Raw genomic sequence first — 21,068 nt, 5'->3', positions numbered from 1 at the left:
GCGGATACGACGTTCACCCTTGACTATGCAGATGCCATGCCACCGACTGCGCGCGCTCTCAGGTGTAGGCAACGGCCTGTCAGAGGCTGATTTTGGTGGGCAACGGCCAACAGGCGCACAAAGCGTCGGGGCGGCCCGAACAGCGGGACCGCGACGCTTGGTCTAAGCGGGCGACTGCTCGAAGGTCGGCTCGCACAGCACCGGAAAATTGAGCGAGTTGGCGATAAAGCATTGTTCGTGGGCGGCGTGATGCAACCGCGCTGCCAGTTCCAGGTCATCGCCCGCGCGCACGGTGACGCGCGGCCGCAGGACGATCCTTGTGAAGCGGCCCGACTGCGCTTCGATCATCGTGCCTTCCGCATCATCGACATACGCAAGCACGACAATGCCCGCGTCGGCGCACAGATGCAGGTACCAGAGCTTGTGGCACGCCGCGGCGGAGGCCACGAGCAGGTCCTCCGGATTCCAGCGCGCCGCATCGCCGAGAAATGACGGGTCCGATGAGCCGGGGATGACGGGCTTTGCGCCCGAGCGGATCACATAGTCGCGCGCATAGGCGCGGTAGCCCGACGTCCCGCTGCCCTTGTTGCCAGTCCACTCGACCGAAACCCGATAGTGATGCTCTCGATCTGCCATGTCTGTGTCCTCCGCCGATTCAGTGATTGCGCCAGTCCCTCATTATTCCCCATCGTGGGATGACGATGACCAACTGACTGCCTCGGCTTCCACTGTACGGAACCTTGCGCGTCGCACACCGCCCGCTCCCGCGATCCGGACTTACGATGGAACTACGGCACGACCGCATATGGTGGTTGCTGCCGGACAGAATGAATCCACGGCAATCAGGAATCAGGAATCAGGACGGAAGACATGACTAGCGCCAACGCAGCCCCCGCCAGTACCCACGATACCGTGCATGACGTGGCGAACCGGTGGAATGCCGCGGCGGCCACTTGGAATCCCGATGCGCTGGCAGCGCTGTACGCGCCAGAGGCTGTGTTCTTTGGCGGCAGGCCCGGCCATGCTGTCGGGTATCAGGCAATTCTGGGCTACTTCGTTTCCTATGCCGAGACACTACGGTCGGCGCACATGAGTCTGGTGGAACCGTGCGTGATCGAACTCGGCCCCGATACGCTGCTGATGCAGGGGCATGCCGACTTCCGCTTCGTACTCGCTGATGGCAGCGCAACGTCGTCGACGCTGCGGGCAACGTGGATTCTGGCCAGGCGACAAGGCGCGTGGCAGATACTCCAGCACCACGTGTCGCCAACGCCGGAGGCTCCGCCTATCCGATGACGTGAAGGGTTGAAGGGTTGCGCGGTGCGCTTAACACTGCATACCCTGCAACGTCCGCGCCGTGTCAGCCAGGCGGGGGCCGAGATCGCGCTCGACGCGCGCACGAGGCATGCTGCCGCTTCGGCCCACGCACGCCAGCACTGCCGGCGGGTGATCCGGCACCTGGACGGGAACGGCCACCGACACCAGGCCTGCCTTCTCGTCCGCGAGCGATGTGCAGAAGCCCTGCCGCAGCAGTTGCGACATGCCTTCGGCCATGCGGCGCCTCAGCACGGGCCAGTCGCGGCCGCTGCGGCGCTCCAGATGATCCTCGAGATAGAAGCGCTCCTGCTCCGGCAGCGCTGCCAGCAACGCCCAGCCCATCGGGCACGAGGCGATCGCAAGCCGGCTGCCGGCGCTGAGTTGCAGGTCAAGCACGGCCTGCTCGCCGACCTGCGTCTCCAGCACGCTCACATCGAGCTTGTCGCGCGTACCGAGGATCATGTAGGTGTCGGTTCCCTCAGCAAACCTGCGCATTTCGGCGCGGACGGCCCCCGGTGCCTCCGCATCCGCGATCGCGGCGTAGCCGAGCGACAGCGACGCAGCCGCCAGCCGGTACTTGCGGCGTCCGCTGTCGTAGTGAAGGTAACCGAGCGTGGTCATGGACGCGAGCATCCGCGACACCGTGGGCGCGGGCACGCCGGTACGCTCGGCGATCTCCTGGCTGCCGAGCCACTGTTGCTCCGGACTGAACGTCGACAGCATGGCGAGTCCGCGGGCCAGCGGCACAATCCGGGCATCGCCATGCCGGTCGTCACGTCGAGGCGCCACACGGCGGGCCGCTTCAACGGCGGGCCGACCGGCAGCGCCGCTGGTAACGTTGGTGTGCAGCATGGTTTTCCTCCAATCAGCCTGATTTCGTCTGGCTCAGTGCCACGAGCTTCTTCCACCGCTCCAGTTCAAGCGGGGCTCTTGCGCGCGCCGTCGCGGCATCCTGGATATCGACTTCCAGGCCTTGTTCATGGCAGAACGTCTTGAAGCCGGGCGTCGCGGCGGCCTTCGTCAACGCATCGGACAACTGCGCGATGATGGCCGGCGGCGTACCGCGGCGGGCCAGCGCCCAGATCGGCGACACGAGTTCATAGCCCTTCAGGCCGACCTCGTCCATGGTCGGCGCATCCGGGAAGTAGGTCGACCGGCGCAGGCTGGTGACGGCAAGCACCCGCAGCCGTCCGGCCTTTACCAGCGGCAGCGATGTCGCCACGCCGCCGAAGCCCACGTCGAGCTGCCCGCCCGCGACATCGACCACGACCTGCGACGGCGCCTTGTACGGCACGTGCGTCATCTGGATACCCGCCTTGCTGCTCATCAGCGCCGCGGCCATGTGTGCCGTGGTGCCGTTGCCGGGAGAGCCATAGGACAGGCCACCCGGCTTGCGCTTCGCGGCGGCAATGAAGTCCTGCACCGTGCGGTAGGGGGAGTTGGCGGCGGTGACCAGCACCATGGCCGACGTGGCCAGCCTGGCGATCGGGTCAAAGTCGCTGACCGCGTCGTATGGGGTCTTCTCGACGAATTGGTTCGAGTAGTGCGCCGCATAGCTGAACAGGATCGAATAGCCGTCGGCGGGCGCCTTGGCCACGAAATCCGTGCCGATGATCCCGCTCGCGCCAAGGCGGTTCTCGACCACGAACGTGCCGCCGAGCGAGCGCGACAGTTCCGCGCTCATGTAGCGCGCCACGATATCGGAGCCCGAGCCTGGACTCACGGGTACGACAAAGCGCACCGGGCGGGACGGGTACGTTTGCGCGCGCGCCGACAGAGGCAGCGATGCCAGCGCCGGCAGCGCCGGTAGCAACAGCAGGCAGGTACGGCGTGAAATCATTTCATAGTCTCCAGTTGGTTTTGTCTGGCGGCCCCGCCCGCGCTCGCGGCGGCCAGCGCGGCAAGTTCGTCTGGCGCGAACCATTCAGCAAGTGCGGCGGCCTCGTTTTCCGCAGTGATGGCGGCGGGCGGCCGCGGTTCTGCCGGCCGCGTGCGCGAGAAGCGCGGCGCCGGCGCCGGCTGCATGACGCCGCCCACCTCGACAAAGGTCCCGCGCGCTTTCAGGTGCGGATGCGCAACGGCCTCGTCCAGGTCCAGCACAGGCGCAAAGCAGGCATCGGTGCCTTCCAGCAGTTCGGTCCACTGCGCACGCGTCCGGGTCTTGAAGTGGGCGGCAAACAAGCGCCGCGCGGCGGGCCAGCTGGCACGGTCTTCGGGATTGGCCAGCTCGGGCGCATCGAGTCCGATGCGGTCCAGCAGCAGCCGGTAGAACTTCGCTTCGATTGGCCCGATGGAGATGTACTTGCCATCGGCGCATTCGTAGGTGTCGTAGAACGGGGCGCCGGTATCGAGCAGATTGGTGCCCCGCTCGGGCCCGACCAGTCCGGCCGCGCGCAGGCCCGTCTGGATGGTCAGCAGCGAAGCAACGCCATCGGCGATTGCCGCATCGACGACCTGCCCCTTGCCCGACGAACGCGCTTCCAGGAGCGCGCTGACAATGCCGAGCGCCGCATACACCGAGCCGCCCGCATAGTCGCCGACGACATTGAGCGGCGCCGTCGGCGCCTGTCCTGCCCGTCCGATTGCACTCAGCAGCCCGGTGATCGCAATGTAGTTGATGTCATGGCCTGCCGACTGCGCGAGCGGCCCGTCCTGACCCCAGCCGGTCAGCCGCCCGTAGACGAGCTTTGGATTACGGGCCAGACATGCATCAGGACCAAGGCCAAGGCGCTCGGTCACGCCCGGACGGAAGCCTTCGATCAGCGCGTCGGCCTTGTCGATCAGCGCGCGAACCAACTCCAGGCCAGCCGGGTCCTTGAGATCGACACGGATCGACTTGCGGTTGCGCAGCACGAGGTCGAACTGCAGCGGGCGCGACAGGCCGAGTCCCGACGGCTCCTTGCGATCGACACGGATCACGGTCGCGCCGAGGTCGGCCAGCAGCATCGCGCAGAACGGCGCCGGGCCAATCCCTGCCAGTTCCACGATCCGCACTCCTTGAAGCGGTCCCAATTTCTGTCTCCTTGTGTTGGTGCTTGCGGTTCGGCACTGGCTGCCTTAAACCACGCCCACTTCCTCGAGCGCCGCGATCTCCTGCGGACTCAGCTTCAGCAGCCCGCCATAGATCTCCGCATTCGCCGCGCCGAGCGCCATGGCCGGCTGGTCGAACTGCGAGGGCGTGGCCGAGAAGCGGATCGGCAGGCCCATGCCTACCGCACCGATCGGCCCGAACTCGGGATGGACCAGATCCATCACCGCGCCGCTGTCATGCAGGCGACGGTCGTGCAGCACCTGTGTCGGCGTACGCACCGGCGCGCACGGTACGCCGCGCTTGTCGAGCAGTTCGCCGACCACCTCGCGCGTGCTGTGCTGCCTGGTCCAGGCTTCGATGACCGCGTTCAGTTCGCTGGCATTGCGCATGCGCGGGCCGCGGGTGCTGAAGCGCGGGTCGTCCAGCAGTTCCGGCTGGCCGACCGCATCGAGCAGTCCGCGCATCCAGTCCGGCTGGAACGCCACGATTGCCACATGGCCGTCGCGGGTCTGGTACACGCCGAACGGCGCCAGCCGGTCGTGGTAGTTGCCAGTGCGGCTCGGATAGCCCTCACGCCCCATGACGTCGAAATGCTCTTCGGCCACCCACGAAGCCAGGCAGTCCAGCATCGACACCTGCACACGCTGCCCGACGCCGGTGCGGCCACGATGGATCAGCGCGGCCAGGATGCCGTTGACCGCATACATCGGCGTCACCAGATCGGCAATCGGCAGGCCGCAGCGCGTGGGCGGCCCGTCGGCGTAGCCGGTCACTTCCATGATGCCGCTGAGCGCCTGGACGATGATGTCCATGCCCTTCAGCCCGGGGAACGCGCTCGGCTCGCCCATCGCCTTGATCGACGCGTAGACGATGCGCGGATTGCGCTGGCGGACCCGTTCGTAGTCCACCCCGAGCTTGGCGGTCGTGCCTTCGCTGTAGTTTTCGATCACGACGTCCGATTCCTCGACCAGCCGCATGAACAGCTCGCGGCCGTGTTCGGACTTCAGGTCGAGCGTGATGCTCTTCTTGTTGCGCGCGCGGTTCAGGATCGTCAGCGATACCTCGTCATCCTCGCGCTTGCCGAAGTGGATGCCCTGACCACCCACGAATGGTGGATTCGTGCGCGCGATGTCGCCGCCGCCGGGCGCTTCCACGCGAATCACTTCCGCGCCCATGCCACCGAGCATCATCGAGCCATACGGCCCGGCAAGCGCCACGGTCAGGTCCAGGACCCGAATGCCTTCCAGCGGGCGCGATTGTTCTGCTGCCACGGCTGTCTCCTTTTGTTATCGGCCCGGCCGCCTCGCGGCCGGGCAACTGCCAGCTTCCTGCCTCAGTACGACTTCGGCAGCCCGAGCACCTTGTTGGAAATGTAGTTGCAGACCATCTCCTGCGAGATCGGCGCCAGGCGCAACAGCCGCACCTCGCGCCACAAGCGCTCGATGTGATACTCCTTGGCGTAGGCATAGCCGCCATGCGTCTGCATCGCCTGATCGCACGCCAGGAAGCCGGCCTCCGCGCCCAGGTACTTGGCGGTGTTGGCTTCCGCGCCGCACGGCTGGAAGTTGTCGTACAGTTCGGCCGCTTTCAGCGCGACGGATTCGGCGGCCGTCAGCCGCATCCAGCACTCGGCCAGCGGATGCGCGACGGCCTGGTTCTTGCCGATCGGACGGTCGAAGATCACGCGCGAATTCGCGTATTCCACGGCCAGGTCCAGCGCCGCGCGGCCGATGCCGATGCCTTCCATGCCCACCACCACGCGCTCCGGGTTCAGGCCGTCGAGCAGGTAGTAGAAGCCCTTGCCAACTTCGCCGACGACGTTCTCTTCCGGCACTTCGAGACCGTCGATGAAGACCTCGTTGGAGTCCACCGCGGCACGGCCCAGCTTGTCGATCACGCGCACATCGCAGTGCTTGCGGTCCATGTCGGCAAAGAACAGCGTCATGCCATCGAGCGGACGCTTCTCGTCGCGCGGCGACGTGCGCGCCAGGATCAGGTACTTGGTTGCGTTCTGTGCGTTCGTACTCCACACTTTCTGGCCGTTGATGACCCAGCGGTCGCCCTTCTTCTCGGCGCGTGTGCGGATGCGCGAGGTATCCACGCCCGACGTCGGCTCGGTCACGCCGAATGCCATCAGCAATTCACCGCGCGCCAGTGCGGGCAGGTAGCGCTTCTTCATCTCTTCGGAGCCGTGGCGCAGGATCGGCGCCGGCGGGAAGACATAGAAGTGGATGGCCGAGGCGCCGCTCATGCCCGCGCCCGACGCGCCGATCTCCTGCAGCATCACGGCCGCCTCGGTCAGGCCCAGGCCCATGCCGCCGTACTCCTCGGGCATCATGATGCCCATCCAGCCCGCTTCGGCGAACGCCTTGACGAAGTCCCACGGGTACTGCTCTTCCTTGTCGCATTCGCGCCAGTACGCATGCGGGAACCGGTTCGCCAGCGTGCGTGCGGCCTCGCGGACTTCGCCAAGGTGCTGCTCGCGCTCGAGCCGCGCGGCGTAGGACGAGGAAATGATTTCTGCCATATTCGTTCTCCGTTTTGTCGTGCCGGCTTACTGTTGCGGGCGCAGTTTCATCAGGCCCGTGCGGACCGCCACGCAGACTTCCTCGTCGCGCTGGTTCAGGCCGACATGGCGGAACGTCACGATGCCCGAGTCATTGCGGCTCTTCGACAGGCGCGCATTGACGATCTCGGTGCGCACGCGAATGGTGTCGCCATGGAACGTCGGCTTCGGGAACTTGATCTCCTGGAAACCCAGGTTGCCCAGCGTGGTGCCGAGCGTGGTCTCGTAGACCGTGACACCGGCCACGAGCGCCAGCAGGAACATGCTGTTCACAAGCCGCTGGCCGTAGAGGGAATCCTTGCAGTACTCGGCATCGATATGCAGCGGCGCGCAGTTGTAGGTCATCGCGGAAAACAGGATGTTGTCCGTCTCGGTGACGGTCCTGCGGATCGCGTGTTCGACCACCAGGCCTTCACGGCAATCTTCGAAATAAAGTCCGGCCATCTTGATGTCTCCTTCTGGAATTCAGGCGTTGAACGATTCGGCAAGCGCGACGATCTCGCGCGCGGTCTTCACGTGGGCGATGTCGATGTGCTCGCCGTCATAGATGGTCGCGGCACGGCCGGTGGCCTGTGCCTGTTCGAGCGCGGCGATCATGCCCTGGTAGTAGGCGACCTCTTCCTTCGACGGGCTGTACACCTCGTTGATCACGGCGACATTGGTCGGGTGCAGCGCCAGCTCGCCGCTCATGCCGAGATTGCGGTCCAGCAGCGACGACTGGCGCAGGCCGTCAAGGTCGCGCACTTGCTGCCACACGCCGCCGATGGGCAGCTTGCCGGCAGCGCGCGCGGCCATCACGGCACGCGACTTCAGGTACTGGCTCTCGCGCCCTTCCGGCGTCCAGACATAGCCGAGTGCGCGGGCCACATCGGCGTTCTTCGCGGTGCAGCCGCAGATTGCGGCGACGCGGTCGCGCTTCGCGATCTCGTAGGCAAGCTCGAGCGAGCGAGCGGTTTCCAGCAGCGGGATCACGCGTGTTGCGCCCAGCGCCGTGCCGTTGCGGTACTCGGCTTCGGACAACATCATCGACACGGTATCGATGTCCTCCGGCCCGCACGGCTTCGAGATCACGATGCCTTCGACATGGGGGCCGACGACCGCAACGATGTCCTCGAAGTCATAGAGGTGCGGACTGCGGTTGATCCGCACGAATACGCGCTGGCCCTGCTGCGCCAGCCACGCGAGCTTCGCGCGGACGATGCCGCGCGCCTCGACCTTCAGGTCCGCGGGCACGCTGTCTTCCAGATCGAGGATCAGCGCGTCGGCTTTCGACGTGATGGACTTCTCGATCCATTCCGGCCGGTTGCCCGGCACGAACAGCATCGATCGGACCGGCTTCATGGAAGGGGTGCTCATGCATGTCTCCTGGTCATTTGTCTTTACCTTACAAACGTTAGATATATGGTCGATTGCATAAAGGCCCGGTTTCCCGGGCTGATTCGAATTCGCGGATGGTTGAGGACGCGCGCCCCCGGATCGCCTGCCGCGGCGGACGCATGGATGCCGCGCGGGGCTGGGGCTGCGGAACGGCTGCGATGCTCGCCGAGCCGCTCTGCTTGTCTCCGTATGGATCTGTCTGTTCGATTGCCTTGATGCTAGTTGAGCTTCCCGCTTGCGCTCAAGTAGTCACTGGCGAATCACCGATTCGCGTAGCGCGAATCGCCGTGGCGTGGGAATGCATGGACGACGATGGCCGCACGCATGGCCTAGGCCTGCGTGAAGTCGTAGTCATATTCGGAGAAGACGTCGCACGCGACAATGCGCTACGCACCGCACTCAGGGTACGGAACGCATTCGTTCGCGATCAGCTTTGCCAATGGCTATTGGCTTTTGGCTTTTGGGTTGCTGCAGGGAGATGCGGTGCGCTCAGGCAATAGACCGCCGCAGTTCGGGGACCCGATGACTGGCCAGCCGTCTCGCGGTCTGTACGGACACACCGAAGCGATCATAGAAAGCGGACTCCACATCACCATTGGGTGGCCATCCGACAAACCGCTTCAGGTCCGCCATGGCCACGTCGCCCGCCATGGCTTCGAACAGCAGGCGCATGAGTCGCTGCGTGCGGCAAAGGTCTGTCAGCGCAGTGCCTTGCGAGAACAGCAGGCGGCGCAGTTGCGATGCCGGCATGTCGATCCGTTCGGCGATGAAGCCGGCGCTCCACGCATACTGCGGCTGCAGGAAAACGCGCCTGGAAATCCGGTGGTGCAAGGCATCCTGCGGCGTGCCGGGCATGCCGCGCCGGATCTCGAACGTGCACGACGACGGCTGGCCGCTGCTGCCGTCCAGATGCAAGTCGACGGTCTCGAACGGTTCGATCGTGACCTCGTGTCCCGGCACCAGCAGCCGCTCGTGGCCGCGCCGCCTGACAACAGACCTGCCATGCGTGGGCACGATGGTCAGCGGGAACGCCAGGAACAGTCGATGCAGGCTGACGTGCGAGTAGGACTGCAGGTGGACGCGCATGGTGGATCGGAAGACTCGGAAAACGGTCGGTAGCAGGATATCGGCACCGATCATCGCCGCTAACCGGGCCGCGCACCATCTGCAATTTCCGAACGCACCGTTTAGCTGCGCCACACGCTGGCGCACGGCCCGGGCGGCTTGGGGCTCCTACTTGCCGTGGTCCGAGGGGCTCCCGGCGGGCGCCGGCTGCTCGGTAAGCTGGCGGATCAACGCGCGCGTCGCCGCGGTCAGGGTCCGGCCGCGCCGCGTGCCGATATGCACGCCGCGCAGTGCCCACGGCTCCTTGAGTTGCAGCATGGCGACGCGCGCGCTGGCTTCGAGCGAGACCATGCATTCGGGCTGGATGGTGACGCCGAGTCCCGCTTCCACGAGGCTGCGCGCCGCCTCCACGCTGCCAACGCTGAAACGCGGCTCCAGCGCCTGGCCCAACGCGCGCGCGGCGTGGTGGGCGTCGGTCATCAGCGTCGTGTACGGCGGAATGCCGATAAACGGCTCGCGCAGCAGGTCGGCAAAGGCCACGTCCGGCTGGTCGGCCAGCGCATGGCCGAGCGGCACCAGCGCGACCAGGCGCTCGGTGCGGTAGGCGACGGTATCGAGGGCGTCCTCGTCCGGCTGCTTGCTGGCAACATAGATGGCAACGTCGGCCTCGCCCGACACGACCGCGCGCACGACATTCGCGTTGGCGTCCTGCTTCAGCTCCACGTCGACCAGCGGGAAATTGCGCGAAAACTCGCCGATCTCGCGGGCCAGGTACTGGATGATGATCGAGCCCGTGGTGGCCACCGTGATGTGCCCGCGCACACCGTCCGAGAACTCGCCGATCTCCCGGCGCATGTCCTCCAGGTTCTCGAACAGCAGGCGCACATGGCGCGCGAGTACCTCGCCTGCCGCGCTCGGAACGACGCCACCCGGCTGGCGGTCCAGCAGCTGGACGCCGGCGATTTCCTCGAGGTCCTGGATGCGCTTGGTGGCCGCCGACGCGGCAATGTTCTCGCGGATCGCCGCACGGCGGATCTGGCGCTCGTCCACAACAGTCAGGAACAAGCGGAGGGTGAAGAGGTCTACCCGGCGTGTCAGGGCATGCACGCTTAGTGTGCCCATTTTGGTCTCCTTGCTTTGGCGATCAGTCGCTCTGTGTGGGGGCAAGCGTAGCGTTGGCGCTACCACCTCGTCAATGTGGCAGTTCAGGCACCTTGCGGACAACCAAGCGGGTTCGCGCGACGGTGTATGCGTGGATTGGAGACTTACCATGCGACTGAATCTGCCCTTCTGACCGGCTTTTCTTCATATGCCGTTATCATGAAGGGGCCTGGTATGTCTGCCGGCGCACGGCAGACCCGACCTTGCCCGACCGGCAACCGGACTGCCGGGCTCCGCCGCAGGACCGCCCCGTTTTCAATCCGCCGCTCCCATTCGTCCTGCATGGAACACAACATCCCTCTTATCACCACGCTTGCCGCCGGCTTCGGCATTGCCCTGGTTCTCGGCTTCCTGGCCGAGCGGGTCAAGGTGCCGGCGCTGGTCGGCTACCTCGTGGCCGGCATCATCATCGGCCCGGGCACGCCCGGCTTTGTCGCGGACGTACATCTGGCCTCGCAGCTTTCCGAGATCGGCGTGATGCTGCTGATGTTCGGCGTGGGGCTGCACTTCTCGCTCAAGGACCTGCTGGCGGTCAAGCGCATCGCCGTGCCCGGCGCGGTAGTGCAGATGGCGCTGGCCACGGCGCTCGGCGCCGGCGTCGCATGGCTGTGGGACTGGCATTGGGGCAGCGGACTGATCTTCGGGCTCTCGCTCTCGTGCGCGAGTACGGTCGTGCTGCTCAAGGCGCTGGAAACGCGCGGCGTGCTGGAAAGCATGAACGGACGTATCGCGGTGGGCTGGCTCGTGGTGGAAGACCTGGCCACCGTGCTGGTGCTGGTCCTGCTGCCGCCGCTGGCGGGCATCCTGGGCGGCTCGGACGCATCGGCCGCGGCGGAGACCCGGCCGCTGTGGACCACCATCGCGCTCACGCTGCTGCAGGTCGGTGCCTTTATCGCGCTGATGCTGGTGGCGGGCCGCCGCTTGCTGCCGTGGTTCCTGTGGCTGGTCGCGCGCACGGGCTCGCGCGAGCTGTTCACGCTGTCGGTCATTGCGGCGGCGATTGGCATCGCCTATGGCGCGGCGCAGTTGTTCAGTGTCTCGTTCGCGCTGGGCGCCTTCTTCGCGGGCATGGTCATGCGCGAGTCCGAGTTCAGCCACCGCGCGGCGCAGGAATCGCTGCCGCTGCGCGATGCGTTCTCGGTGCTCTTCTTCGTCTCGGTGGGCATGCTGTTCAAGCCCTCGATCCTGATCGAGCAGCCGCTGCACGTGCTCGGCACGGTGGCGATCATCATCCTCGGCAAGTCGATTGCAGCGTTCGCGCTGGTGCTGGCGTTCCGCTATCCGCTCAATACCGCGCTGACTGTCTCGGCCAGCCTGGCGCAGATCGGCGAGTTCTCGTTCATCCTGGCCGGGCTCGGGCTCTCGCTCGGCCTGCTGCCGGCCGAAGGCATGAGCCTGGTGCTGGCAGGCGCGCTGATCTCGATCGCGCTGAACCCGGTGCTGTTCGCCGTCAACGAGCCCTTCCGCCGCTGGGTCCTCAAGCGCTCGGCACTGGCCCGGCGCCTGGAGCAGCGTGGCGACCCGTACGCCGAATTGCCGATGACGACCGAGCGCAAATATCTCGAGGGCCAGGTCGTGCTGGTCGGCTATGGCCGCGTGGGACGTCGCATCGGCAGCGCGCTGCAGTCGCGCGGCATTCCGTTCGTGGTCGCTGAACAGAACCGCGAGTTGGTGGAGAGCCTGCGCAATCGCGGCATCGCAGCGGTTTCCGGCAACGCGGCCGATCCCGCTGTCCTGATCCAGGCCCATATCGCGCGCGCCGCCATGCTCGTGGTCGCCATTGCCGATCCAATCGATGTCAGGCAAATGGCCGATACCGCCCGCACGCTCAATCCATCGATCGAGATCGTCCTGCGTACGCACAATGAAGACGAGTCCGTCATGCTGCGCAAGGAGGCAATCGGCACGGTCTTCTACGGCGAGGAAGAACTGGCCAAGGGCATGACGGCCCATGTGCTGGAACGCTTCGCGCCCGGGCCGCAGGCCTACACCGATGGCCATGCAGCGGGCCACGCGGCGTGACGCATGCGACCAAGGCTCTCCAAACTTCAATAGAATCCCGGTCTGGCACGCATTCGCGCCGCGGTTCGCCGCGCCCGCATAACTCTCCGGAGAGAACATGAAGGCAGACAACATCCTGCAGACCATCGGCAATACGCCGCATATCCGTATCCGACGGCTGTTCGGTAACGCCCACGAAGTCTGGATCAAGTCGGAGCGATCCAACCCGGGCGGCTCGATCAAGGACCGTATCGCGCTGTCGATGGTCGAAGACGCCGAACGCCGCGGCGTGCTCAAACCCGGCGGGACCATTGTCGAGCCGACCTCCGGCAATACCGGCATCGGCCTGGCGATGGTGGCGGCAGTCAAGGGCTACAAGCTGATCCTGGTGATGCCGGACAGCATGTCGATCGAACGCCGCCGGCTGATGCTCGCCTACGGCGCGACCTTTGACCTGACCCCGCGCGAGAAAGGCATGAAGGGCGCGATCGCCCGCGCCGAGGAACTGATCGCCTCGATCCCCGGCGCGTGGATGCCGCAGCAATTCGAGAATCCGGCCAACATCGACGTCCATGCGCGCACCACCGCGCAGGAAATCCTGGCGGACTTCCCCGAAGGCCTCGATGCGCTGATTACCGGCGTGGGCACGGGCGGACATATCTCGGGCTGCGCGCAGGTGCTCAAGCAGAAATGGCCGCAACTGAAGGTGTTCGCCGTAGAGCCGACGGCATCGCCGGTGATTTCGGGTGGCGCGCCCGCGCCGCATCCGATCCAGGGCATCGGCGCCGGCTTTATCCCGGACAACCTGAAAACCGGCCTGCTCGACGGCGTGATCCAGGTCGATGCCGAACCGGCGCGCGAGATGGCACGTCGCTGCGCGCGCGAAGAAGGCATCCTGGTCGGCATTTCGTCCGGCGCGACGCTGGCCGCCATCGCGAGCAAGCTGCCCGAGCTACCGGCCGGCGCCCGCGTGCTCGGCTTCAACTATGACACCGGCGAGCGTTACCTGACGGTCGAAGGCTTCCTGCCCGCCTGAGGCTCTGCCGATTGCCTGCGCGCCAGCGCACGGGCGCGCGTCAGTGCGACATGAACAGCGGCACCCCGGCGCGCCACACCAGCGTGCGCGTGGTGCCGCCCAGCACGCGTTGGCGCAGGCGGCTGCGGCCGTAGCCGCCTGCCACCAGCAGGCCGGCACCGAGTTCCCGGGTCAGCCGCAGCAGTTCATCGCCCGGCTGTCCGCCACGCTCGACGCGCAGCCAGGCCTCGATCCCGTGCGCTGCCAGCCACTGCAGCAGCCGTTCCCCACCTGCTTCCTTCTCGTCTTCGCCACTGGCGCCGGCCACCACCACCACGGTTACGCTAGACGCCCGCGCCAGCAGCGGCAGCGCATCGCTCACCGCCCGCGCGGCCGGCTGGCTGCCATCCCAGCCCACCAATGCATGCCCCTGCGGTGCCAGCGTGGCACCGGCCGGTACCAGCAGCATCGGACGCCCCGCATTGAGCAGCGCATACTCGGCTTCCTCGGCCATCAGCGCCGGGGCGTTATCGCCAGCCTGCAGAGCCGGCGGCAGAACCAGGTCCGCAAAACGGCCTTCCATCGCGAGCGCCCAGCCTGTCTCTGCCTCGACCACCGCATGTCGGCAGGTCATGCCGCTGGCTGATGACGTGACTGCAGCCTGCAGCGCCGCCAGATGCTCGTCCACGGTGCGCTGCAAGCTTGCCGCCGCCTGTTCGGCATACTTGCCCGCCTCGTCGCCGGCGCCGCGGAACGGCTCGAGCTGCGTGCCCGTTGCGGTCAGCCCGACCAGCCCCGCACCGAAGTGCCGGCACAGGACCAGCGCGGCTTGCAAGCGCGCCGCACGCGCGGGATCGTCGCCCAGCGCGACAAGGATCGTCTTGTAGTCCATCGGTTCATTGCTCCTTGCAAAGGCGTGAGTGCGGCGCCGCGGACGGCCTGGGACGTGAACCAGTGTAGGCACTTGCCGGCTAAGGTGCTTGACGGGCATCAATGCGGCACGACCGGACCGTGATTCCGCGTCGGCCGCAGCAAGCCTTGATGCACGTCAAGCCACCACCGGCAGACGCAACTACGCTGAATCCACGCGTTCACGCGTACCGGCAACCGTTGCCACTCCCGACTATCCGCCATCACGCTCCGGAGATCCGCCATGTATCAACGCATCCTGCTCGCCGTAGATGGCAGCCAGTCTTCCGATCTGGCATTGAGCCAGGCCATCGCAGTCGCCAAGGCCACGGGGGCGGAGGTCAAGGCCCTGTTCGTTGCCGACGACAGCGACGCGTTCTTCGACGTCGCCTACTTCGACGCCAAGGCCCTGATGCAAGGCATCCTGACATTCGGCAACAAAGTCCTTGCCGAGGCCGCGAGCAGGCTCGATGCAGCCGGCGTCAGGCATGTGACCCAACTGATCGAAAAGCCCGTGGCCCCCGGGCAGATCTCCTCGACCATCGTCGCGCAGGCCGATACCTGGAATGCCGACCTGATCGTCTTGGGCACCCACGGCCGGCGCGGCGTACGGCGTCTGTTGATGGGCAGCGTTTCCGAGGGCGTGGTTGGCAAGACCAACCGCCCGGTGCTGCTGATCCGCAGCGAGGTCGAGGGCTAGTTCCGTCGCGCCGCCGCAGCCGGCGCTATTGCGCACGCCGGGCCGCAGGCCGGACAATCCGGGCATGCGGGATTCCCCCGCCGGAGCCCATGATGCGAATCCGCCTGGCCACCCTGGCTTGCATGGCAGCCCTTACCCTTACCCTGAGCGCCTGCTCGGCGCTGCAACCGGAACAGACCGGCCAGCGGCTGATCGGCAGTGACCAGAGTGCGGTGCGCAGTACATTCGGCGAGCCCACAGACACCTTCAGGTTTCCGAACGGCACGTCGCGCTGGCTCTACTCCGGGCAGCCGCTCGGGCACACGGTCTATGCCGCGGACTTTGACGCGACCGGCAAGCTCGTCAACTATCGGCAGATGCTGACGGAAGCTGAAATCTATCAGGCGCAGGTGGGAGCCTGGACCAAGCAGGATGTGCTCGAGCGCTTCGGCAAGCCACGCGAGCCCACCCAGTATTACCCGCTGATGAAGCGCGAGGCCTGGACCTACCGGATGTACAAGGACGGCTACCAGACCGCCCATTTCAGCTGCTACTTCGACGACAGCGGCGTGCTGCAGCAAAGCATGATCATCGTCGACCCGCTCGGCGGCGACCGGCGCGGACACTCCCGTTAGGCCGGGCGGATCCGATGGTGCCAACGTTGGCGGAAGGGGCACCCGGAGCACGGCAGCTTTTTCGCGCAGAATAGACATTGCCGCGCCGCAGCAGAGACTGCCCGCGCGCCCTTGTTCTCTCCTAGTCCTCTTATTGCGCGGAAAACTGAACGTGACGACTGCGATCCTGCTCGAAAACATCCATGCAAGCGCCACGGCGCGCCTTGGCGAGGCCGGCCTGAAGGTCGAGCGCCGCAGCGGCGCGCTCGCCGGCGACGAACTGCGCCAGGTGCTGGCAAGCCATGACCTGGTGGGTATCCGCTCCGCCACGCACCTGCGCGGCGACGATATCCGCAGCGCGCCCGACCTGCTCAGCATCGGCTGCTTCTGCATCGGCACCTCGCAGGTCGACCTGGACGCCGCGACCGCGGCCGGCATCCCGGTCTTCAACGCGCCGTTTTCGAACACGCGGTCGGTAGCCGAACTGGTCGTGTCCGAGGCCGTGATGCTGCTGCGCAAGATCCCGGAAAAGAATGCGCTGGCCCATGCCGGCAAGTGGGCCAAGGGCGCCAGCGGCGCGTTCGAGGCCCGCGGCAAGACCATCGCCATCGTCGGTTACGGCAATATCGGCTCTCAGGTCGGCGTACTGGCCGAGTCGATGGGCATGCGCGTGGTGTACTACGACGTGCTGGCCCGGCTGTCGCTCGGCTCGGCGCGCGCCGCCGGCACGCTCGAAGAAGCCGTGTCGCAGGCGGACGTGGTCACGCTGCACGTGCCCGCCACGGCCCGCACGCGCAACATGATCGATGCCCACGTGCTTGCCCAATTCAAGCCGGGTGCGATCCTGATCAACGCATCGCGCGGCACCGTGGTGGATATCGACGCGCTTGCGGCGGCGCTGCGCGACAAGCGCCTGGGCGGCGCGGCAATCGACGTGTTTCCGGAAGAGCCCAAGACGAACAACGATCCGTTCGTCAGCCCGCTGCAGCAGCTTCCGAATGTCCTGTTGACGCCGCACATCGGCGGCAGCACCGAAGAGGCGCAGGAGAACATCGGCACGGAGGTCGCCGCCAAGCTGCTGAATTTCCTGAACACCGGCGGCACCATCGGCGCCGTCAACTTCCCTGAAGTCGATCCCGGCCCGCTGCACGCGCCGGCACGCCTGCTCAACATCCACAGCAATGCTCCGGGCGCGCTCGCCGCACTGAACACGCTGCTGGCCCAGGATGGCGTCAACATCAACGGCCAGCATCTGCAGACGCGCGGCCATACCGGCTACGTCGTCACGGATCTGGACCGCGCGCCGTCCGACGCGCTGATGGAATCGCTGCGAACGCATGCCGGCTTCGTGCGTTCGCGGCTGCTGGTGCGGTAACTCCCGCGCTTCGCGCCGACCTTCCCTGTCCCACCACATCCGCTGCCGGACCGCATGCAACGCATGAAGCCCGACAGCGGATGACGCTTCTTTTCCGAGAATCTGCCCGCATCTTCTTCCGCTGCGCTCGAAAGTCCGCCGCGGCCGGTAAGAATGCGCTGCAGCGCAGCCACCGACCTTGCCCGAAGCTATCCCGCGGGCGCCAAATAGCTTCAGCGCGAACATCGCGTTTTCGCGCCATCGGCCGTACTCGTCGCCGCCGGACCGCATCAGAAGTCAACAGGCTGCAATATTTTTAAGGGAATTACTAAAGCCCGGCCCTGGCACGCCGCTATTGGCGACAGGAGCACTGACAGCGGTCGCGCTCCGCGCCACACGGCAACAGTCACGTGGCATCCACCATGGAGGGAATCGATATGGACGGAAGGGAAAGGCGCGTGCCGGCATGGGCACGACGGGTCGGATTATCGTTGTGTGTAGCGGCCGGTATCGCCGGCGGTGCGGCCGCGCAGTCCGGCACCATCACGTTCCAGGGTGCGATCACCGAGCCCTCGTGCGGGTTCGAAGCGGACGCGCAAGGGGTCAACGCCACCTGCCTGACACCGGCGGGGCGCCCGGTCAGCAAGGCGTTGCGCGCGGCAGGCCTCGGCAAGCCCACAAGCGCCCGAGTGGGCGCGGCCCAGTTGAGGCTGGAGCCGATTGGCCGCCGTGGCGCCACGAACGCGTACGTGGTCGTGGCTACCTATCTCTGAAACCGGCTCCGGACGTTCTCGCGAAGAAGCGTCCGACGCCCCGGCCCGCAGCACCTCACAGCCTCGCGGGCCGGCGCGACCATTGCAGCGCCGTTCCCTTAGTCGCCGGCCCGGATCAGGTCCGCCGCCTTCTCGGCGATCATGATCGCCGGCGCATTGGTGTTGCCTGCCACCAGCGTCGGCATGATCGATGCATCGACCACGCGCAGACCCTGCACACCGCGTACACGCAAGGCGGGATCGACCACCGCCATGTCATCCACGCCCATCTTGCAGGTGCCGACCGGGTGGTAGACGCTGTCGGTCCGCTCGCGCACGAAGGCTTCGATGGCTTGCTGGTGACCCTCACCCGGGCCAAATTCGTCGGTGAACAACTCGCGGCCGCCGGCGCTGGCCAGCGCCTGCTGCGCGAAGATCCGGCGGATCGCGCGCACGCCGGCCACCATGCCAACCATATCCTCCTCGTCGCTGAGGAAGCGGGGATCGATCAGCGGCGCCTCGCGCATGTCCGCCGAACGCAGGCGCACTTCGCCGCGGCTTTGCGGTCGCAGCACGCAGGCGTGGCAGGAATAGCCGTGGCCAAGCCTCTTCTTGTCGCCGCCATGGTTGAGCAGCGCCGGCACAAAGTGAAGCTGGATGTCCGGAGCCACCAGTCCCTGCCGGCTCCGGATAAAAGCGCCCGCTTCGGCGAAGTTGCTGCTCGGCATGCCGGTACGCTTGCGCCGATAGCGCAGCAACTCCATGGACAGCCTGGCGAAGCCCGGCAGCGAATGGCCGAACAGGTCGAACGACCGCACCTGCTTGTTGACGATCACATCTGGATGGTCCTGAAGGTTCTTGCCCACGCCGGGCACGTCGGCGACCACACGGATGCCGAGGTCAAGCAGTTCCTGCGCAGGCCCCACGCCCGACGCGAGCAGTAGCTGCGGCGAGTTGAACGCCCCGGCGCTGACGATGACTTCGCGCCGTGCCGCCAGCCTCTGTTGGACGCCGCCGCGCACGACGGTCAGGCCAGCCGCGCGGGTACCATCAAAGTCAATGCGCAGCACCTCGGTCTCGACCAGCACCGACAGATTGCGGCGGCGGCCACTCAGGGTCTTGTCGCCCGCATCGCCCTGGTGCAGGTAGGCCCGCGCTGTGTTCCAGCGCTCGCCGCGATGCTGCGTGACGTGGTAAAGCCCGGCGCCATCCTGCTGCGCGCCGTTGAAGTCGCCGTTAGCCGCATAGCCAGCCTGGATCGCCGCCTGGACGAAGCGGTTGGAGAATGGGTTGGGCGAGCGCAGGTTGCTGACGCGCAGCGGGCCCGCGCCACCGTGCCATGGGTTGTCGTCGCGGCCGCTGAAGTCCTCGTGGTGCTCGCTGCGCCGGAAGTACGGCAGCACGTCTTCGTAGCCCCAGCCGGTACAACCCAGACGCGCCCAGTCGTCATAGTCGTTGCGGTGGCCGCGAATATAGACCATGCCATTGATCGACGAACTGCCGCCGAGGCCCTTGCCGCGCGGCTGGTAGCTCTGACGGCCATTGAACGCATCCTGCGGCGCGGTGTAATAGCCGTAGTTGCGCGCACCGGCCTTCGGCACGGTCGATGCCATGCCGATCGGCATCCACACGCTGATGTGGTGGTCGCTCGGACCCGCCTCGATCAGAGCCACCGTCACGGCGGGATCCTCGGCCAGCCTTGCCGCAATGGCGCAGCCTGCCGATCCCGCGCCCACCACAAGATAGTCAAACGTTTCCATGTAAGCGGTCACTCCTTCATGCAACCACGGCACAGCCGGCGACCGACTTGTATTCGAGGAACTCGGCCAGGCCATACGCGCCGAACTCGCGGCCATTGCCCGATGTCTTGTAGCCGCCGAACGGCGCGCTGAAATCCATCTTCGCGCCGTTGATCTGCACGGAGCCCGCGCGCAGTTCTCCCGCCACGCGGCGCGCACGCGCCGGGTCGCCCGACCAGACATAGGCAGCAAGCCCGTAGGGCGTGTCGTTGGCGATGCGGATTGCCTCGGCTTCGTCGTCGTAGGGAATCATCGACAGCACCGGGCCGAAGATCTCCTCGCGTGCAATGGTCATGTCGTTGCTGACGTCAGCGAATACCGTCGGGCGGTTGTAGAAGCCCTGCGCAAGTCCTTCCGGGCGGCCCGGACCACCGGCCACGACGCGTGCGCCTTCCCGGATACCGGCTTCGATCATGCGCTGGACACGTTCGTATTGCGCACGGTTGGAACTGGGTCCGAGCTTGCTGTCGGGCGAACCGGGCTCGCCGACGGTCAGCGCCTGCACCGTCGCTTGCGCAATCGCGATGGCCAACTGGTATTGCGCGCGCGGCACCAGCATGCGCGTCGGCGCCGTGCAGGTCTGGCCGGAATTCAGCATGCAGCTCACCACGCCCTGAGAGACCGCGGCCTTGAGATCGGCATCATCGAGGATGACATTGGGCGACTTGCCGCCAAGTTCCTGCGCGACGCGCTTCACCGTAGGCGCGGCCTGCATGGCCACGTCCACGCCGGCGCGCGTGGAGCCTGTGATGGACACCATGTCGACATCGGGATGGCGCGACAACGCCGCGCCGACCGCCGGCCCCGTGCCGAACAACATATTGAACACGCCTGCGGGCGTCGACGTGGCCTGGCAGGCCTCCTGCACGATCTCCGCAAAGATGCGCGCGTCGAGCGGCGCGATTTCCGATGGCTTGAGCACCACAGTGCAACCGGCCGCCAGGGCCGGCGCCACCTTGGCGGCAATCTGGTTGACCGGCCAGTTCCACGGCGTGATCAGCGCGGCCACGCCGACCGCCTCGCGCACGACCTGCGTCGTGCCCTTGACCGTGACAAACTCGAACGCTTCGAGCGCTGCAATGGCCGCCTGGATCTGTACCAAACCCATCGGGGCCTGGTATTCACGGCATAGCCAGATTGGCGCGCCAATCTCCGTGCTGATGGCCTCGGCAATCTCGCCGATGCGCGCCTTGTAGCCGTCGGCAATGCGGCGCAGCAGCGCCAGGCGTTCCTCGCGGCTGGACCTGGACCACGATGCGAACGCGTCGCGCGCGGCCGCCACGGCGCGGTCGACATCGGCGGCACCGCCCATGGCGATGGTGCCGATCACGGCCTCCGTCGCCGGGTTGACGAGGTCCGCCAGCGTAGCGCCATCAGCGGGCTTCACCCACTCGCCCCCGATATAGAACGTATTGAGATTGTGCATCG

Annotated in this window: 20 protein-coding genes; 7 read left to right on the top strand and 13 right to left on the bottom strand. The window is 66.4% G+C overall.

Translation table 11 applies throughout. From position 1 onward, the window contains the following. Nucleotides 1-162: 162 nt before the first annotated feature. On the bottom strand, nt 163-636 hold the full coding sequence (locus KHO41_RS15490; protein ID WP_211954163.1) for an OsmC family protein: 474 nt from the start codon (nt 634-636) through the stop codon (nt 163-165). Nucleotides 637-870: 234 nt separating this feature from the next. On the opposite strand from KHO41_RS15490, the gene KHO41_RS15485 reads away from it, so the two are divergent. Then, the gene (locus KHO41_RS15485) at nt 871-1,296 is read left to right on the top strand and encodes a YybH family protein (RefSeq protein WP_211954162.1); all 426 of its coding nucleotides are present in this window, start codon (nt 871-873) and stop codon (nt 1,294-1,296) included. Nucleotides 1,297-1,326: 30 nt separating this feature from the next. On the opposite strand, the gene KHO41_RS15480 is transcribed toward KHO41_RS15485, so the two are convergent. The 9 genes from KHO41_RS15480 to KHO41_RS15440 form a co-directional block, all read right to left on the bottom strand. Then, nucleotides 1,327-2,169: an IclR family transcriptional regulator gene (locus tag KHO41_RS15480; protein WP_211954161.1), complete on the bottom strand. Its 843-nt coding sequence runs from the start codon at nt 2,167-2,169 to the stop codon at nt 1,327-1,329. 13 nt (nt 2,170-2,182) lie between these two features. Next, nucleotides 2,183-3,157, bottom strand: a complete 975-nt coding sequence (locus KHO41_RS15475) for a tripartite tricarboxylate transporter substrate binding protein (RefSeq protein WP_211954160.1) — start codon at nt 3,155-3,157, stop codon at nt 2,183-2,185. Then, nucleotides 3,154-4,329, bottom strand: a complete 1,176-nt coding sequence (locus tag KHO41_RS15470) for a CaiB/BaiF CoA transferase family protein (protein WP_211954159.1) — start codon at nt 4,327-4,329, stop codon at nt 3,154-3,156. Before KHO41_RS15470 ends, KHO41_RS15475 begins: the two co-directional genes overlap by 4 nt. Before the next feature lie 45 nt (nt 4,330-4,374). Then, entirely contained in the window at nt 4,375-5,619 is a 1,245-nt protein-coding gene (locus tag KHO41_RS15465) for a CaiB/BaiF CoA transferase family protein (RefSeq protein ID WP_211954158.1), read from the bottom strand. Between the two features lie 62 nt (nt 5,620-5,681). Beyond that, nucleotides 5,682-6,875: an acyl-CoA dehydrogenase family protein gene (locus tag KHO41_RS15460; protein WP_211954157.1), complete on the bottom strand. Its 1,194-nt coding sequence runs from the start codon at nt 6,873-6,875 to the stop codon at nt 5,682-5,684. 27 nt (nt 6,876-6,902) lie between these two features. Further along, the gene (locus KHO41_RS15455; RefSeq protein ID WP_211954156.1) at nt 6,903-7,358 is read right to left on the bottom strand and encodes a MaoC family dehydratase; all 456 of its coding nucleotides are present in this window, start codon (nt 7,356-7,358) and stop codon (nt 6,903-6,905) included. A gap of 21 nt (nt 7,359-7,379) precedes the next feature. After that, nucleotides 7,380-8,270, bottom strand: coding sequence for an HpcH/HpaI aldolase/citrate lyase family protein (locus KHO41_RS15450; RefSeq protein WP_211954155.1), 891 nt, complete (start codon nt 8,268-8,270; stop codon nt 7,380-7,382). Nucleotides 8,271-8,780: 510 nt separating this feature from the next. Continuing rightward, a complete protein-coding gene (locus KHO41_RS15445; RefSeq protein WP_211954154.1) occupies nt 8,781-9,377 on the bottom strand; it encodes an AraC family transcriptional regulator in 597 nt (198 codons plus the stop codon). A gap of 147 nt (nt 9,378-9,524) precedes the next feature. Then, on the bottom strand, nt 9,525-10,478 hold the full coding sequence (locus KHO41_RS15440; RefSeq protein WP_211954153.1) for a LysR family transcriptional regulator: 954 nt from the start codon (nt 10,476-10,478) through the stop codon (nt 9,525-9,527). Nucleotides 10,479-10,799: 321 nt separating this feature from the next. Here KHO41_RS15440 and ybaL point away from each other — a divergent pair, with 321 nt between their 5' ends. Next, entirely contained in the window at nt 10,800-12,539 is a 1,740-nt protein-coding gene (gene ybaL / locus KHO41_RS15435; protein ID WP_211954152.1) for a YbaL family putative K(+) efflux transporter, read from the top strand. A 97-nt stretch (nt 12,540-12,636) separates the two neighbouring features. After that, nucleotides 12,637-13,554: a cysteine synthase A gene (cysK, locus tag KHO41_RS15430; protein WP_211954151.1), complete on the top strand. Its 918-nt coding sequence runs from the start codon at nt 12,637-12,639 to the stop codon at nt 13,552-13,554. Nucleotides 13,555-13,594: 40 nt separating this feature from the next. Here cysK and KHO41_RS15425 read toward each other — a convergent pair whose 3' ends face one another. Beyond that, nucleotides 13,595-14,425, bottom strand: coding sequence for a universal stress protein (locus KHO41_RS15425; RefSeq protein ID WP_211954150.1), 831 nt, complete (start codon nt 14,423-14,425; stop codon nt 13,595-13,597). A gap of 261 nt (nt 14,426-14,686) precedes the next feature. Here KHO41_RS15425 and KHO41_RS15420 point away from each other — a divergent pair, with 261 nt between their 5' ends. From KHO41_RS15420 to KHO41_RS15405, 4 genes are all read left to right on the top strand, one after another. Next, nucleotides 14,687-15,142, top strand: a complete 456-nt coding sequence (locus KHO41_RS15420) for a universal stress protein (RefSeq protein ID WP_211954149.1) — start codon at nt 14,687-14,689, stop codon at nt 15,140-15,142. A gap of 92 nt (nt 15,143-15,234) precedes the next feature. Then, a complete protein-coding gene (locus KHO41_RS15415; protein WP_211954203.1) occupies nt 15,235-15,756 on the top strand; it encodes a hypothetical protein in 522 nt (173 codons plus the stop codon). A 97-nt stretch (nt 15,757-15,853) separates the two neighbouring features. After that, the gene (gene serA, locus KHO41_RS15410) at nt 15,854-17,110 is read left to right on the top strand and encodes a phosphoglycerate dehydrogenase (RefSeq protein ID WP_342344461.1); all 1,257 of its coding nucleotides are present in this window, start codon (nt 15,854-15,856) and stop codon (nt 17,108-17,110) included. A gap of 416 nt (nt 17,111-17,526) precedes the next feature. After that, nucleotides 17,527-17,862, top strand: a complete 336-nt coding sequence (locus KHO41_RS15405) for a hypothetical protein (protein ID WP_211954147.1) — start codon at nt 17,527-17,529, stop codon at nt 17,860-17,862. Nucleotides 17,863-17,960: 98 nt separating this feature from the next. Here KHO41_RS15405 and KHO41_RS15400 read toward each other — a convergent pair whose 3' ends face one another. Together KHO41_RS15400 and KHO41_RS15395 are read right to left on the bottom strand one after the other, a co-directional pair. Next, nucleotides 17,961-19,601 (bottom strand): GMC family oxidoreductase, encoded by a 1,641-nt coding sequence (locus KHO41_RS15400; protein ID WP_211954146.1) that lies wholly within the window; start codon nt 19,599-19,601, stop codon nt 17,961-17,963. A 16-nt stretch (nt 19,602-19,617) separates the two neighbouring features. Then, on the bottom strand, nt 19,618-21,066 hold the full coding sequence (locus KHO41_RS15395) for an aldehyde dehydrogenase family protein (RefSeq protein WP_211954145.1): 1,449 nt from the start codon (nt 21,064-21,066) through the stop codon (nt 19,618-19,620). Nucleotides 21,067-21,068: the final 2 nt, after the last annotated feature.

Source organism: Cupriavidus numazuensis (assembly GCF_905397435.1).
In the GTDB taxonomy this organism is placed as follows: Bacteria; Pseudomonadota; Gammaproteobacteria; order Burkholderiales; family Burkholderiaceae; genus Cupriavidus; species Cupriavidus numazuensis.
Note: the sequence above shows the minus strand (reverse complement) of the source record. Positions and strands in the feature narration are given on the sequence as shown.